Source organism: Nitrosophilus kaiyonis, assembly GCF_027943725.1.
GTDB lineage: Bacteria > Campylobacterota > Campylobacteria > Campylobacterales > Nitratiruptoraceae > Nitrosophilus_A > Nitrosophilus_A kaiyonis.
Genome location: NZ_AP025696.1, coordinates 1,188,025 through 1,204,700 on the forward strand (window position 1 = coordinate 1,188,025; position 16,676 = coordinate 1,204,700).

Consider the following 16,676-nt stretch of genomic DNA (forward strand, 5'->3'; position numbering starts at 1 on the left):
CTTAACCAATTTAACTATTCAACCATTTTTAAGTAGTTATTAACTAACTATTAAGTACAATTTAGTAATTTTCTATATACAAAAATAAGGTTTAAAGTTAGTTTAAACACTCAAAAGCCAAAGGGGTTTATAGATGGATATATTAACAAGTTATAAAGACAATTGTGGTTTTGGTTTGCTTGCAGATATTTATAATAGACCAAGCCATAAAAATGTTTTGGATGCAGTAAAATCTTTAGAGAGAATGATGCATAGAGGCGCAATTGCTGCAGATGGTAAAAGTGGTGATGGAAGTGGGCTTTTGTTTTCTCTTCCAAAAAAGTTTTTAGAAAAAAAAGCTGGTGAAGCCGGAGTTGCTCTTCCAAAAGATTATGCAGTTGCTATGGTTTTTTATAAAGATGAAAAAAATCTTGAAGTTTTTGAAGAAATTTGTGAAAAAAATGATTTGAAAGTTTTGTTAATTAGAGAGGTACCTGTAGATACTACTGCTTTAGGAGAACTTGCTTTAAAAACATTACCAAAAATTGTTCAAATATATGTAGAACCTAACTCTTTAATGGCAGTAAAAAGATTTGAAGCTCTGCTTTATTTAACAAGAAGAGAGATAGAACTTAAATTAAAAGATGATAAAGATTTCTATATTCCTACATTTTCAAATAAGGTCATAGCATATAAAGGCCTTGTTATGCCAACATATATCAAAAAGTTTTATCCAGATTTAGAAGATCCAGATTTTGAAGCAAGTTTTGCACTATTTCACCAAAGATTTTCGACAAATACACTTCCTGAGTGGAGACTTGCTCAACCATTTAGAGCAATTGCTCATAATGGTGAGATAAATTCCATAACAGCAAATAGATTTAATGTAATGGCTAAATGTGAAGCTTTAAAAAGTGAAGTGTTTAGCGATGAAGAGCTTAAAAGAATCTTGCCAATACTTGAAGAGGGTGCAAGTGATAGTAAAAGTTTAGATAACTTTTTTGAGTTTTTACTTATTAATGGAATCGATTTTTTTAAAGCAGCACGTTCTATAATTCCTGCTCCTTGGCAAAATGCACCACATATGGATGCAAATTTAAGAGCTTTTTATGAGTATTCAAGTACATGCTTTGAGGCTTGGGATGGTCCAGCTGCAGTAAGTATGACTGATGGTAGATATATTGGATGTGTTCTTGATAGAAATGGATTAAGACCAGCAAAATACATAATTACTAAAGATAATAGATTAATTATTGCAAGTGAATATGGAATATTACAAATCCCAGAAGAAGATATTTTAGAGAGAGGAAGACTTCAAAGTGGTGAGATGATTGCCCTTGATTTAAAATATGGGAAAATATTAAAAAATGAAGATATTAATGAATATTTAAAAAATTCAAAACCATATGCAAAATGGCTAAATGAAAATATGGTTTATCTTCAAGAGCATGTTGAGAACCCATTTGGAAATTTAGAAGATTATAAAATTGAAGATATTGTTCATAAACAGAGATTTTACAATATTACTCATGAAGTTATTGAACAGGTAATAGAGCCTATGATTAAAGATGGCAAAGAGGCTGTTGGCTCAATGGGTGATGATACTCCACTTGCTGCTTTTAGCAAGCATCAAAGAAGTTTTACAGACTTTTTCAAACAAAAATTTGCTCAAGTTACAAATCCGCCAATTGATCCTATTAGAGAGAAAATTGTAATGAGTTTAAATACAGGATTTGGTGAAATACACAATATTTTAGATGAAGATCCAAATCATGCTTGCAGACTAAAATCTGTATCTCCAATTCTAACAAAAGATAAACTTGATGTATTAATTTCATATGGTGATGAAAAACATCCAAGATTTAAAGAAAATTATAAAGCAAAAACATTTTCAACTGCATTTGATAAAGATTTAAAAATTTCTCTTCAAAAATTAGCTGATGTAGTGGTAAAAGCTGTAAAAGAAGAAAAAATTAGAATAGTTATATTTGATGATAGAGAATTGAGCCAATTTAAGAAAACTATGCCAATGGCATTAGTAATAGGAAAAGTTAATCAAACACTTTTAAAAGAAAAAATTAGGCATCTTGTCTCTATGATAGCAATCACTGGCGAGGTTTATGATTCTCACTCTGCTGCTGTTTTAATAGGTTATGGAGCTTCAGCTGTTTATCCTTATCTTCTGTTTGCAACTGTTTATGAATATCTTAAAAAGAAAAAAGATTTAAGTGCATATGAGATTAGAAATGAGTTTAAAAATGTACATAAAGCTATAAATGGTGGCCTTTTAAAAATAATGTCAAAAATGGGTATATCAACTATAGCTTCTTATAGAAATAGTGCTCTATTTGATATTATTGGACTTGATAAAGATATAGTAGAAGAGTGTTTTAAAGGTTCACATTGTCATTTAAGTGGATTAACTTATGAGGATTTAGAAGAGAGATTAGAAAATTATCATAAAAAAGCTTATGAAATTGATTTAACAAAAAGAGTTTTTCCACTTGAACTTGGAGGATTTTATAAATATATAGATAAAACTGAATATCACGATTTTGCGCCAAATACTGTAAATCAGATTCATACTGCAAGTATTACAGGAGATAAAGAGGACTTTAAAAAATTAAAAAATATGGTTGATGGTCGTGGTTTTAGAATGATAAGAGACTTTTTTGAATTTAAAAGTGATAGAAAACCAATAGATATAGATGAAGTGGAACCTGTTGAAAATATATTTAAAAGATTTGCAAGTGCTGCTATGAGTCTTGGTTCAATTTCTCCAGAAGCTCATGAGTGCATAGCTGAAGCTATGAATAAGATTGGAGCTCAAAGTAACTCAGGTGAAGGTGGAGAGGATGCAGCAAGATTTGGAACGATTAAAAACTCTAAAATCAAACAGGTTGCTAGCGGTAGATTTGGTGTAACTCCAGCTTATTTAAGAAGTGCCGAAGAGATACAGATAAAAATTGCTCAAGGCGCAAAACCAGGAGAAGGTGGACAGCTTCCTGGACATAAAGTTACTGAACTTATTGCAAAATTAAGACATACAATTCCAGGAGTTACACTAATTTCTCCTCCGCCACACCATGATATCTACTCTATTGAAGATTTAGCTCAACTTATTTTCGATCTAAAACAGATTAACCCTGATGCTAAAATTGCAGTAAAACTTGTTTCAACTGCAGGTGTTGGAACAATTGCAACAGGTGTTGCAAAAGCTTATGCTGATAAGATAATAATATCAGGTGGTGAAGGTGGAACTGGTGCAGCACCACTTAGCTCAATTAAATTTGCTGGAAATCCTTGGGAACTTGGTCTTGCTGAAGCTCATAACGCACTAAAAGCAAACCATTTAAGAAGTTTTGTTCATCTACAAACTGATGGAGGTTTAAAAACTGGACTTGATATTGTAAAAGCTGCACTTCTTGGAGCTGAAAGTTATGCTTTTGGTACAGGTGTTTTAACAATTCTTGGCTGTAAAATACTTAGAGTTTGCCATTTAAATAGATGTACTGTTGGTATAGCAACACAACATAAGTTTTTAAGAGATCATTATGTAGGTACTGTTGATAGACTTATAAACTATTTTACATTATTGGCTGAGGATGTCAGAGAGATACTAGCTAATCTGGGATATAGAAGTTTAGAAGAGATTATTGGAAGAAGCGATCTATTAAAGGTTGTTGAAACAAATTTTGCGAAAAAATTTGACTTTAGTTCAGTTCTTCAAAGATTAGAAGGACCTGATACTTGTCAAGTAAAATCCAATGAACCATTTGATAAAAATGAGTTTGAAAAAGAGGTATTAAAAGAGATATATCAAGCGATTGAAAATCCTGATTCTACTATAACAATTAGAAAAAAAATAGAAAATATAAATAGAAGTTTTGGCGCAAGAATTAGTGGTGAGATTGCAAAATATTATGGAGACAGCGGATTAAAAGATGGGACAATTAATATTGAATTAGAAGGTGTTGCAGGTCAAAGTCTTGGAGCATTTTTAATAAACGGAGTAAATATTTATCTAAAAGGTGCAGCAAACGATTATGTTGGAAAAGGAATGCATGGTGGTAAAATTGTAATAACTGGTAAAAAACATGGTGAAAAATTTTCACTTGCAGGAAATACATGTCTTTATGGAGCAACAGGTGGGAAACTTTTTGTTGCTGGGAGTGTAGGAGAGAGATTTGCTGTTAGAAACTCTGGAGCTTTGGCAGTAGTAGAAGGAACAGGCGATCATGCTTGTGAATATATGACTGGTGGAATAGTTGTTGTTCTTGGTAAAACAGGTATTAACTTTGGTGCAGGTATGACTGGAGGGCTTGCTTTTGTTTATGATAAAGAGCATGAATTTGCTGAAAAGATAAATCAAGAGCTGATTGAAGCAAGAAGAATTGATACTGATGAGTATGATGAGGCAAGGCATTATCTAAAAAGGCTTCTTAAAATCTATTATAATGAGACAAAAAGTGAAAAAGCAAAAAATATTTTAGAAAATTTTAGAATGGAACTTAGAAATTTCTGGATGGTACGACCAAAAGAGCTTACAAAAGTACCTCTAAACCTTGAGGAAGGGGAATAATATGCAAAGTTTTATTTTTACAGAAAGAAATGAGCCAAAAAAAAGAGCTATAAATGAGAGAATAAAAGATTTTAGTGAGATTTATGAAGTGTTTAATCCAAATGAAGCAAGCCTTCAAAGTGAAAGATGTGTACAGTGTGGTGATCCATATTGTCATAATAGATGTCCTTTGCATAATTTCATACCGCATTGGCTAAAAGCAGTTGCAGAAGGAGAACTTGAACTTGCTTTTAAACTATCAAATGATTCTTCTCCTTTTCCAGAAGTAATGGGAAGAATCTGCCCACATGATAGACTTTGTGAAGGACACTGTACTTTAAATGAGGGGTATGGAGCAGTAACTATAGGCCCAGTTGAGACATTTATAAGTGAAGAGGGCTTTAAAAAAGGACTGCGTCCAGAATTTCCTGGAATAACTACAAATAAAAAGGTTGCTATTATAGGTTCTGGTCCTGCTGGATTATCATGTGCAACATTTTTGCTTAGGGCTGGTATTGAACCGCATGTTTACGAAAAAGAGGATCGTGCTGGCGGACTTTTGACATATGGAATTCCAGGATTTAAACTTGATAAAAAAGTTATACAAAGAAGAGTAGATTGGATGATTGAAGCTGGTATGAAACTTTATCTAAATAAAGAGGTTGGAAAAGATATAACATTTGATTATCTACTTGAAAATTATGATGCTATCTTTATAGGAATTGGTGCAAAAAAATCAAGAATGCCTAAAATTCCAGGAGAAAATGCAAAAGGTGCAATGCCTGCAATGAAATTTTTGGTAAATATTCAAAGAAAACTTTTTGGCGATGATTATGATACATCCATAAATGTAAAAGATAAAAAGGTTGTTGTAATAGGTGGTGGTGATACAGCGATGGATTGTGTTAGAACATCTATAAGAGAGGGAGCAAAAAAGGTAATTTGTGCCTATAGAAGAGATGTAAAAAGTATGCCAGGAAGCCGTAAAGAGTATAAAAATGCAATAGAAGAGGGAACAGAGTTTATGTTTAATGTTGCTCCAAAAGAGGTTTTGGTAAATGATAAAGGTGAAGTAATAGGTGTACAATTAATTAAAACATTGCAAAGTGGAAGAAAACTTGAAGAGATTAAAGGGAGTGAATTTAGAATAGATGCAGATGTCGTTATATTTGCTCTTGGATTTTCAAATACACCTTTAGAATTTTTATCAAAAAATGGAATAGAAACTGATGAATGGGGAGCTATAAAAGTTGATGAAAATTATGAAACAACAAAACCTGGCGTTTATGCTGGAGGTGATTGTTATAGAGGAGCTGATCTTGTTGTAACTGCGGCTTATGATGGAAGAGAAGCAGCTAACTCCATTATAAAAAAACTTTTGAGTAAAAATGGTTGAAAAATATTTAAAAAATGTTTTAGTAGCAAGTAAAAAAATCTTTACTCTCATCCAAAACGGCTTGGATGAGAGCTATTTTGATGTTATAAAGGTTGGAGCAGGTGGAGACAAAAGTACAAAAATTGATCTAGTAAGCGAAGAGATATATATAAAATATTTAAAAAGTTTTGGACAGATTATCTCTGAAGAGAGTGGTATTATAGGTGAAGGTGAAGAAAAAATTATTTTAGATCCTATTGATGGAAGTGATAATCTTATTTCTGGATTTCCTTACTATGGCTCTTCTATAGCTATTAAAAAAGATAATTTAACAATATTTTCTTTTATTGCAAATTTTGCAAATGGTGATTTTTTTGTAAAAAGTGATGATTTTTATAAAAAAGGCAATTTATATTTTGAAGACTTTAACTTAAAAGATATAGAAATCAAAGAGTATAAAGGCAGAATTGGACTTTTTGAAAAAGCATATGCCAATCCAAAAATTGTAAAGGCTTTAAAAGATAACTATATAAAATTTAGAAGTCCAGGTGCTGTTGCTCTATCTTTATCTTATGCCCATAATGTAAGATTTGTTTTATTTGCTGGAAAAATTAGAGAGTATGATATTGCAGCTGGCCTACATCAGTGTGTAGACCTTAATTTATATTATAATGATAAATATATTTTAGTGAGTAAAAGCAAGGAGCTATTTGATAAAATAAGAAAAGATGTTTTAAAGGATTGAATGTGAAATTTAGTTTTTTTGAAAAAATTAGAAGAAGTCAGCCTTCAAAAGAGGAAAAACCAAGTCATTGGATTAAATGTCCAAGCTGTAATGCGCTTATGTACTATAAAGAGGTTGTGAATAGAAACTATGTTTGTCCAAAGTGCGGGTATCATTTTAGAATAAGCGCTGAAGATAGAATTAAAATATTATGTGATGAAGATAGTTTTATTGAACATGATGCTTCATTGCAACCTGTTGATCCTTTAAAATTTGTTGATAAAAAGAGTTACAAAAAAAGAATCGATGAAAATTATAAAAAAACAAAAAGATATAGTTCAGCTATCAGTGGAACATGTAAAATAGATGGTATTGAAAGTGAAATAGTTGTTTTTGATTTTAATTTTATGGGTGGAAGTTTAGGTTCAGTTGAAGGTGAAAAGATAGTTAGAGCTGTTAATAGAGCAATAGAGAAAAGAAATCCTTTAATAATAGTTAGTGCTAGTGGTGGTGCACGTATGCAAGAGAGTACATTTTCTTTAATGCAAATGAGTAAAACAAGTGCTGCTTTAGCAAGACTTGATGAAGAGAAACTCCCTTTTATATCTGTTTTAACTGATCCAACAATGGGTGGAGTAAGTGCATCTTTTGCAATGCTTGGCGATATTATAATGGCCGAACCTGGTGCACTTATTGGTTTTGCTGGACAAAGAGTTATCAAGCAAACAATTGGTGCAGATCTTCCAGAAGGGTTTCAAAAAAGTGAATTTTTACTAGAACATGGTTTGATAGATATGATAGTTAATAGAAATGATATGAAAAAAACAATCTCTTTATTATTAAAACAGTTTTTACCTCATAAAATTGGATTATAATGGCAAAAATTTATGCTTTATGTGATATGTCTTTATTGAAAAAGTATAAAATTGATATAAAAGAGTATGTAAAAATTGCTAAATATTTTAATGCTTCAATAATCCAATATAGAGATAAAATTTCATCTTTAGAAGAAAAAAAAGAAAACTTAAAAATATTAAAAAATCAAAGTGATATTCCAGTAATTATTAACGATTTTTTAGAACTTGTTCAATTTGCAGATGGATTACATATTGGTCAAGAAGATCTAATAAACATAATAGATAGTTTTGGATTTAGATCAAAATATGAAGCAATTGAAGGAATTAGAAAGATTATTGGTAAAAAAATTTTAGGTCTTTCAACACATAATGAATCAGAAATAAAAGAGGCAAATCTATTTAATCTTGATTATATTGGCTTAGGTGCTTATAGAAGTAGTTCAACAAAAGAGGTAGAAAATATTTTAGGTGAAAAATTGCATTGTTTAGGTGTGATTTCTAAACATCCTGTAGTTGCAATAGGTGGTATAAGACTGTTTGATAACATTAAAAATGTTTCATATAAAGCTATTGGATCCGATTTACTAAAAAAATATTTAACTTATAGTTAGGAATTTCATTGGTAAAAATTAATATTTATGCAATCTCAAAAAAAGATGAAAAATCTTATCAAAATATAATAGATGATTTTATCAAGATGTCAAAAAAATATGCTCAAATTAATATTGAAAATATTTTCAATAAAAAAATAAACCAAGCACAATGCAAAGATGAAAAAAGTGCTAAAAAAAGTTATACTCAAAGTTTTGAACCTTTTTTAAAAAAGGGATTTAATATTGTTTTAGATCCAAGAGGAAAAGAAATTGACAGTTATGAATTTGCAAATATTTTAAAAAATTTAGATAGTGTTAATTTTTTTATTGGTGGGGCTTACGGTTTTGAGGAAGATTTTATAAAAAGAAGCGATTTATGTTTAAGCTTAAGCCGTTTAACTATGAGCCATAAAATTGCTAAAATTGTACTGTTAGAACAGATTTATCGAGCTTTTACAATTATTCATTCACATCCATATCATAAATGAGCGAGGGCAAAGCGAAGCTTTGAGCAAGCAAACTGCTTTGCTTGCGTCCCGAAGCGAAAGCCTTGAGTATATGTGAGTCTGAAAAACAAGGTTTTTCGTGACGAACATACGAGAGGCTGGTTTACCTTAAAGGAAACGAAGTTGAGCAAAGCGAAACAAGTTTGAGGTTAGATTTGAGGTTGAAGGCTGAAGGGAGAAGAATGAAGGGAAGAAAGGGTGAAGCGACCAATTCCAAATTTCAAATTACCAATGACTAATGACCAATGACTAATGTCAAATATCTAATCTCAACTTTTTTTTAAGAAATTTTATGATAAAGTACTAAAAAAACGGAGTTTAGAATGCATTTAAAAAGATATACATTTTTTTCAATTATTTTAATAGCTTTAATCGGGATTTTAGTTTATACTCAAATTGATGCTAAATATACATTAGATATTTTTGGTATTCCTGTTTCTTTACCTGTTGCAGTATGGATTGTATTGCCAATGGTGTTATTATATTTTGCATCTATATTTCATATGGCTTACTACTCATTTAAAGGCTATATAAAAGGAAAAAAATATAAAAAAGATTATGAAAATATAGTTAAATCTTTATTTAATGCAATACTTAGAGAGCCAAAACTACAAAGTTACAAAACTCAAGAATTTAGAAATATAGGATCTATTACTGATAGATCAAACATATTGCTGAAAGAGTATAATTTTGATATTAAAGATGATATTTTAAGAAAAGCTGTACAATATGTAAAAGATATTGAAAGAGGAGAGTATATAGATATAAAAGATATAAAATTTTCAAAGGATAATCCTCTTTATTTGAAAAATTTAGAAAACAGAATTAATGAAGAGATGACATATAGTGGGGTTATATTAAATAAATGCAATGAGTTTCCAGAGGAGTTATGTAAAAAAGCATTAAATAGATTTTTAGATTATGGAGAGATAACAAAGATAAAAGATTATTCAAAAATTTTTGATTTTGAAAATCTCTATAAACTTCTTGAAATGGCAAAAGATGAGGAAAGAAAATTAAATCTTAATACTACTGATCTTATTTATATAATTCAAGAATCAAAACTGAAATTTACTCCTAAAGAGTATATAAATCTTGCAAAAAATATCAAAGATATATTTATGCCAGATGAGAGATTAAAATTTTTTGAACTTTTAAAAAATAGTGATGAGAAAGCAGAAGCTGGATATATATATACTCTTTTAGATCTTGAGATGATTGAAAAGGCTAAAGATGAACTCGAAAATAGCGAAGAAAATGAATTTTTAAACTTCAAAGCATTTTTAGAACTGAAAGAGTGCGGAAGAAATTATCCTCTTGATCTTTTTGCTTAACCCTTTAAGCCTTTTGGCTTTTCTTTCAAATAAATTTGCTTCAATTTGATTTTACCTTAAAAATAGTTTAAAATTACGCAAAAAATTTGAAGGTATAAAATGAAAATTGATTTTAATAAGCCTCTATATGTTTTAGCGCCTCTTGCTGGATATACTGACCTGCCTTTTAGAAGTGTGGTTAAAAGATTTGGTGCTGATCTGACAATAAGCGAAATGATCAGTTCAAATGCTCTTGTTTATGATAGTAAGAAAACATATAAAATGATAGAAAAGTCACCTTTAGAAGACCCATATTTTGTTCAAATAGCGGGAAGTGATGAAAATATTATAAAAGAGGCTGTAAAAAGATTAAATGATATTGAAGGAATTGATGGAATTGATCTAAATTGTGGATGTCCAGTACCAAAAGTTGTAAAACAGGGTGCTGGAAGTGCTTTATTGAATGATTTAAAAAAGCTATCAAAAATAGTTGAAACTATAAAAAAATATTCAGACAAAAATTATACATCTGTAAAAATAAGACTGGGTTTTACTAAAAACAATGTTGTTGAAATTGTAAAGATTTTAGAAAGTTCTGGCGCAGATTTTGTAACAATACATGGAAGAACAAGAAGTGGCGGATTTAAGGCTTCTGTCAATTATGAAGCTATAAAAGAGGCAAAAGAGAGTGTTAAAATACCTATAATTGCCAATGGAGATATAGTTGATTTTAATAAAGCAAAAGAGGTTTTAGAGTTTACTAAAGCTGATGGTGTAATGATAGGAAGAGGCGCTATTGGAAAGCCATGGATATTTTATCAATTAAAAGAGGGTAAAGAGTTTGTTGATAAAGATATAAAATTAAAAATAATTTTGGAGCATTTTTATCAAATGATCAATTTTTATGGTGAATATGGTGCTGTTATGTTTAGAAAACATTTACATACATATTCAAAAGGATATAGTGGTGCTTCAATTTTTAGAGATGAAATCAACAAAATAAAAGACCCAGTAACTATGCGTAAAAAAATTGAAGAATTTTTTGGAAAATAGTTAAATATTATTTGCTAACTTTTTCTTTATAAGATTCTAATTCATTTAAAATTTCATTTTCTTCATTTTTTTCAAAAATATCTTTTAATTGAGGTTGGTTTTCCTCAATAATTTTCTCAAATTCCTCTTCATTTGATATATTTTGTTTATATTTTCCAAGTAAAAGATTTGTAGAACCTATGATAACTAGATAATTTGTACCTTTAAATGATATTAGAGCAATTTTATTATGTTCATCTAAATTTTTTTCAAATTTTATCTCTATTTCATTTTCTTTTTGATTTTTAACATTGATTGTTTTCTTTTTTATTTTCTCTTTTTTCGTTGAACTAATAAAAAGAATCAATAAAAATAGCAAAATTATTATAATAGCTCCTATTATAAATAGAAAAATATTATATTCACTATTTTGAGCTGTTTTTTCTTTTTTAACTGTAACTTTTTTATTATTTTTTGGTATATATTTTTTTATTAAAAGTTTTAGACTATATCCATCTGATGATTTTGCGGCTAAAACTGCTGCTTTTTCTATTGTATAGATTATAAGTTCGCTATCTTGGTTTTTTGGTAGAAGTTCTATTTGATATATGAAATTAGAGTCTATTTTTTTTGACCAAGGAACTAGTGTTTTTGCATTTTTTAAAAGGATTTTTATTTTCTCTTTTTCGACTTTTTGGACAAGTTTTCCTTCATAAGGAGTATCAAAATTTAAAAATATTTCAATATTTTCATTGATTTTTTTTACATTTATATTTAAAATATTAGAAGCATTTAAAAAAAGTGCAAATAAAAAAATAATAAAAAATCTCAAAATTAGCTCCTGCTTTTAGATAATATGAAATGCTTATAAAGCTTATTATAAAAAAAATTTTATTAATACTATCTTTTTTTGTATAATCCCACTCAAAAAAAAGGTTTTAAAATTGATTTTTGAATTATCTATAGTAGGTATATTAGTTGGCTTTCTATCAGGATTTTTTGGAATAGGCGGCGGTACTATTTTAGTTCCATTACTAATGCTACTTGGTATAGATATAAAAGAGGCAGTAGGAATATCTGTAACACAGATGGTTTTTTCTTCTCTTTTTGGCTCATACTTAAATTTCAAAAAAAATATTTTTAAAATTCATGAGGGTTTTTCATTAGGAGTTGGTGGATTTATTGGAGCTTTAGGAAGTGGATATTTTGTCTCAATTGTAAATTCAAAAATATTAGAGTATATGTTTTTAGGATTTATACTTTTTGCTTTTTATAGATTTTTTAAGAAAAATATTGAAGAAAACAGCGAAAAAGATATTCCTAAAATTGTAATATTTTTTGTTGGTATATTTATAGGACTTTTTGCAATATCAATAGGTGTTGGAGGATCTATTCTTGTTACACCTATACTTGTAGGACTTTTTCATTTTGATATAAAAAAAGCTGCCTCTATGGGACTATTTTTTGTGATATTTTCTTCAATTTCAGGGTTTATAAGTTTATCTTTTTTTGGACATATAAATTATCTTTATGGATTAATTGTTGGTACATCTTCATTAATAGGTGTATATTTTGGTATAAAATTGGCCCATAAAACAGATAGAAAAAAATTTAGGAATCTTTTAGTAGTGATGTATAGTATTATTTTGATACTTGTTATTAAAAAGATTTTTCTAAGTTAAAAAAGAGGGGAGAATGGAATATATAGAGATTTTTGGTGCAAGAGAGAACAATTTAAAAGATATTCATTTAAGATTGCCCAAAAACAAACTTATTGTTTTTACAGGATTATCTGGTAGTGGAAAAAGTACTTTGGCATTTGAAACACTTTATGCTGAAGGACAAAGAAGATATATAGAATCTCTTTCAAGCTATGCAAGGCAGTTTTTAGAAAGACTTGAAAAGCCAGATGTTGATAAAATTGAAGGACTAACTCCAGCAATTGCGATTGAGCAAAAAACAACAAGCAAAAATCCAAGAAGTACAGTCGGAACAATAACAGAAATATATGATTATTTAAGACTTTTATATGCAAGAGTAGGAATTCAACACTGTCATATATGTGGAAGACCAATATCAAAAATGAGTGCAAGTGATATTATAAATGAGGTTTTAAAACTACCTGAAGGTGCAAAAATCGTAATTTTATCTCCATTAATAAGAGAAAAAAAGGGTAGTTTTAATGATTTAATAGAGAAATTAAGACATAAAGGCTATGTTAGGGCTATGATAGATGGTGTAATGGTAAGGCTTGATGAAGATATTGAACTATCAAAAACAAAAAAGCATACCATTAAAGCTGTTGTAGATAGAGTTGTTGTAAAAAAAGAAAATAGCGCCAGAATAGCTAGTGATGTTGAAAAAGCACTGAATGAATCTTTTGGAGAGGTAGAGATACAGATAATTAACTATAAAGATTTAAATCTTGAAAAAGAGCTTATTCATTATAGTGAACATTTGGCCTGTTTTCATTGCAAGGTTAGTTTTGAGCCATTAGAGCCTCTTAGCTTTTCATTTAATTCGCCAAAAGGCGCATGTCCTGCTTGTGATGGGCTTGGAATTAGATATACCCTTGATTTAAAAAAGATTATAAATGAGTCTTTATCGATAGAAAAAGGCGCAATAAAGATACTTTTTGGATATAACAGAAGTTACTATTTTACTTTTTTAAAGGCATTTTGTTTAAGTTATGGGATAGATATAAAAAAACCTTTTGAAGAATTGGCCGAAAATGAGAAAAAAGCAATTTTATATGGAGCAGCAGATGAAGTTGATTTTGTTTGGAAAACACATAGATTAAAAAGGATATGGCCTGGTGTTGTAAAGATTGCTTATGATATGTTTAAAGATGAAAAAGAGTTAAATGAGTATATGAGCGAGAAAGTTTGTGATAAATGTAAAGGGTATAGATTAAAGCCTGAATCTTTAGCTGTAAAAGTTGCAGATAAAACAATTGGAGAGATTTTAGACCTTCCAATAGAGGATTGTTATAAATTTTTTGAAAATGAAAAAAATTTTGATTATCTAACACCTCAGCAAAAGGTTATAGCAGCTCCTATATTAAAAGAGATTAAAGAGAGACTTTACTTTTTAAATGATGTTGGACTTGGATATTTGACTCTTGGTAGAGATGCAAGAACTATAAGCGGAGGAGAAGCTCAAAGAATAAGAATAGCAAGCCAGATTGGAAGTGGTTTAACTGGAGTAATGTATGTTTTGGATGAGCCAAGTATCGGGCTTCATGAAAGAGATACATCAAAGCTCATCAGAACACTAAAAAATCTTCAAAGAAAAGGAAATAGTGTAATAGTTGTTGAACATGATAAAGAGACAATAGAGTCAGCAGATTTTATAGTTGATATTGGTCCTGGTGCTGGAAAATATGGTGGAGAAGTTGTTTTTAGCGGTACGTTAAAAGAGTTAAAAGATAGTGATACTTTAACCTCACAATATCTTACTGGCAAAAAAAGAATAGAGTATAAATTTAATAGAGAACAAAAAGAGTGGCTTGAGATTAAAAATGTAAATATAAATAATATAAAAAATCTTAATGTCAAAATTCCTCTTAGAAATTTTGTTGCTATAACTGGAGTTAGTGGAAGTGGGAAAAGTTCTTTAATTTTACAGACTCTTCTTCCTGTAGCAAAAGAGATTTTAAATCATGCAAAAAAGGTTAAAAAAGTAGCTGGAGTTGAAATAGATGGACTTGAAAAACTTGATAAAGTAATATATCTTGATCAAAGTCCAATTGGAAGAACTCCAAGAAGCAATCCTGCTACTTATACAGGTGTTATGGATGAGATAAGAAATCTTTTTGCAAAAACTAAAGAGGCTCAAATTAGAGGATATACACCGGGAAGATTTAGTTTTAATGTAAAAGGGGGAAGATGTGAAAAGTGTAAAGGTGAAGGCGAGATAAAGATTGAGATGCATTTTCTACCAGATATTATGGTTAAATGTGATGCCTGCAAAGGAAAAAGATATAATGCACAAACTCTTGAAATTGAGTATAAAGGCAAAAATATTGCTGATGTATTAGAGATGAGTGTTGATGAGGCAATTGAGTTTTTTAAAAATATTCCAAAAATATATCAAAAACTAAAAACTTTACAAGATGTGGGACTTGGATATATAACTCTTGGACAAAATGCTGTGACTTTAAGTGGCGGTGAAGCTCAAAGAATAAAATTATCAAAAGAGTTAAGCAAAAAAGATACGGGAAATACACTATATATTTTGGATGAGCCAACTACAGGTCTTCATTTTGCAGATGTTGATAGACTTTTAAAAGTTTTACACTATTTAGTTGAACTTGGAAATAGCGTAATAGTAATTGAGCATAATATGGATATTATAAAAAATGCTGATTTTATTATAGATATGGGTCCAGAAGGTGGAAGTAGAGGAGGAAAAGTTATTGCAACTGGCTCACCACTAGAAGTTGCAAAAAATTATAAAAAAACTGGAAGTTATACTGGAGAGTTTTTAGCAAAAGAGTTAAAACTTTAAATGTAAGATAAGTAATTTTTGGGCAAAATCTAAAAAAAACAGTTGAGGTAAAAATGAAAGAATCAATTATAAAAAAGATAAGATCTTTGCCACCTTTACCAAAAACTATCGATGAGTTTGAGAGAGCTTATAATGATCCAAATGTAAGCTTAGAAAAAATTGCAGATATTTTAGAAAAAGATCCTATGATAGTGGCAAATATTTTAAAAAGAGTCAATTCTCCATATTATGGTTTAAGAAAAGAGATAACAGATCTATCTCATGCGATTTCACTTCTTGGACTCTCAGAAGTGAAGGGTGTGGTTTTACAAAACTCAATAAAAAAACTTTTAAATATAGATATGGAGCCTTATGGAGTATCTGCAGAAGAGTTTGCCAATATCTCTCATCTTCAAAGTCATTTAATGTATAGATGGTATAGAAAAGTAGATAGTAGAAAATTAAAAATTTTAAGTCTTGCATCACTTCTTCAAGAAATGGGAAAAATAGTTATTGCAGATGAAATAATAAAAGATGATTTAGTATATCCATTTAGGTCTGAAATAGAAACTACAGATGATATTGCATCTGTTGAAAATAGCTTTGTTGGAACAACTACCGCAGAAGTAACAGCAGAAATGTTTGATTATTGGGGATTTGATAAATTTTTTGTTGAATCTATAAGATATTCAGATAATTTTAAAGACGCAAATGAAGAGGTTTATGAATATTCAAGAGCTTTAAATATTGTAAAAACAGCAATTCCAGTTAATAAGCCTTTTAAAGAATCAAGTATAAATAAAGCTATTAATATCGCAAAATCTGAAAATATGGATACTGACTTTTTAATTGATGCAATAGAGAGTTTAAAAAATACTTAATTTTTTAAACATTTAATTGCTTCACTTTTGTTAATAGCTTTTCCCCAGCAAATTTTCTCTTTCTCTAAAATTTTTATATCTCTAATTAATGTATTTATATAAAAACTTTTTGGAAAAGAGCTTGAGAATACTTTTGCAAGATTATCGCTTTTTGGATTATTTGGAAATTTTTCTATACACTCATTAACAATGTTTTCATTTTCTATGCATTTTAGTCTATTTTTATAAATATCTATAATTTTATTAATTTCAATTATATTTTTTTCTCTTATTTTTGAGAAATCTTGTGCATTTAAAAATATAAGTAGAAAAAAAGGTATTAAAAATTTTTTCATACTTTACCTTTTGGAAAAATTTTATAAAATTA

13 protein-coding genes are annotated in these 16,676 nt (G+C 29.2%); 11 read left to right on the forward strand and 2 right to left on the reverse strand.

Translation table 11 applies throughout. The features are described from left to right. Positions 1-133: 133 nt before the first annotated feature. The 8 genes from gltB to dusB all read left to right on the forward strand — a co-directional run bounded on the left by gltB (position 134) and on the right by dusB (position 10,961). Positions 134-4,561 (forward strand): glutamate synthase large subunit, encoded by a 4,428-nt coding sequence (gltB, locus tag QML81_RS06320; protein WP_281950574.1) that lies wholly within the window; start codon positions 134-136, stop codon positions 4,559-4,561. Between the two features lies 1 nt (position 4,562). Next, complete coding sequence (locus QML81_RS06325; protein ID WP_281950575.1) at positions 4,563-5,936, forward strand: glutamate synthase subunit beta; 1,374 nt, start codon at positions 4,563-4,565, stop codon at positions 5,934-5,936. Next, a complete protein-coding gene (locus QML81_RS06330; protein ID WP_281950576.1) occupies positions 5,929-6,660 on the forward strand; it encodes an inositol monophosphatase family protein in 732 nt (243 codons plus the stop codon). The genes QML81_RS06325 and QML81_RS06330 overlap by 8 nt, the downstream gene beginning before the upstream one ends. Before the next feature lie 2 nt (positions 6,661-6,662). Beyond that, the gene (gene accD, locus QML81_RS06335; protein ID WP_281950577.1) at positions 6,663-7,514 is read left to right on the forward strand and encodes an acetyl-CoA carboxylase, carboxyltransferase subunit beta; all 852 of its coding nucleotides are present in this window, start codon (positions 6,663-6,665) and stop codon (positions 7,512-7,514) included. Further along, positions 7,514-8,107 (forward strand): thiamine phosphate synthase, encoded by a 594-nt coding sequence (locus QML81_RS06340; RefSeq protein WP_281950578.1) that lies wholly within the window; start codon positions 7,514-7,516, stop codon positions 8,105-8,107. The genes accD and QML81_RS06340 overlap by 1 nt, the downstream gene beginning before the upstream one ends. Before the next feature lie 8 nt (positions 8,108-8,115). Beyond that, positions 8,116-8,577, forward strand: coding sequence for a 23S rRNA (pseudouridine(1915)-N(3))-methyltransferase RlmH (locus QML81_RS06345; protein WP_281950579.1), 462 nt, complete (start codon positions 8,116-8,118; stop codon positions 8,575-8,577). Positions 8,578-8,918: 341 nt separating this feature from the next. Continuing rightward, complete coding sequence (locus QML81_RS06350; RefSeq protein ID WP_281950580.1) at positions 8,919-9,929, forward strand: hypothetical protein; 1,011 nt, start codon at positions 8,919-8,921, stop codon at positions 9,927-9,929. A gap of 99 nt (positions 9,930-10,028) precedes the next feature. Then, positions 10,029-10,961, forward strand: a complete 933-nt coding sequence (gene dusB, locus QML81_RS06355) for a tRNA dihydrouridine synthase DusB (protein WP_281950581.1) — start codon at positions 10,029-10,031, stop codon at positions 10,959-10,961. Positions 10,962-10,968: 7 nt separating this feature from the next. Here the strand turns inward: dusB and QML81_RS06360 are convergent, their stop codons facing one another. Beyond that, the gene (locus tag QML81_RS06360; protein WP_281950582.1) at positions 10,969-11,772 is read right to left on the reverse strand and encodes a hypothetical protein; all 804 of its coding nucleotides are present in this window, start codon (positions 11,770-11,772) and stop codon (positions 10,969-10,971) included. A gap of 112 nt (positions 11,773-11,884) precedes the next feature. Here QML81_RS06360 and QML81_RS06365 point away from each other — a divergent pair, with 112 nt between their 5' ends. Genes QML81_RS06365 through QML81_RS06375 form a run of 3 tightly spaced genes read left to right on the forward strand, consistent with a single transcriptional unit; the run spans position 11,885 to position 16,309 of the window. Continuing rightward, positions 11,885-12,622 (forward strand): sulfite exporter TauE/SafE family protein, encoded by a 738-nt coding sequence (locus QML81_RS06365; RefSeq protein WP_281950583.1) that lies wholly within the window; start codon positions 11,885-11,887, stop codon positions 12,620-12,622. A gap of 13 nt (positions 12,623-12,635) precedes the next feature. Further along, a complete protein-coding gene (uvrA, locus tag QML81_RS06370) occupies positions 12,636-15,449 on the forward strand; it encodes an excinuclease ABC subunit UvrA (RefSeq protein ID WP_281950584.1) in 2,814 nt (937 codons plus the stop codon). A gap of 53 nt (positions 15,450-15,502) precedes the next feature. Then, complete coding sequence (locus QML81_RS06375) at positions 15,503-16,309, forward strand: HDOD domain-containing protein (RefSeq protein WP_281950585.1); 807 nt, start codon at positions 15,503-15,505, stop codon at positions 16,307-16,309. On the opposite strand, the gene QML81_RS06380 is transcribed toward QML81_RS06375, so the two are convergent. Beyond that, the gene (locus QML81_RS06380; RefSeq protein WP_281950586.1) at positions 16,306-16,644 is read right to left on the reverse strand and encodes a hypothetical protein; all 339 of its coding nucleotides are present in this window, start codon (positions 16,642-16,644) and stop codon (positions 16,306-16,308) included. The genes QML81_RS06375 and QML81_RS06380 overlap by 4 nt on opposite strands. Between the last annotated feature and the right edge of the window lie 32 nt (positions 16,645-16,676).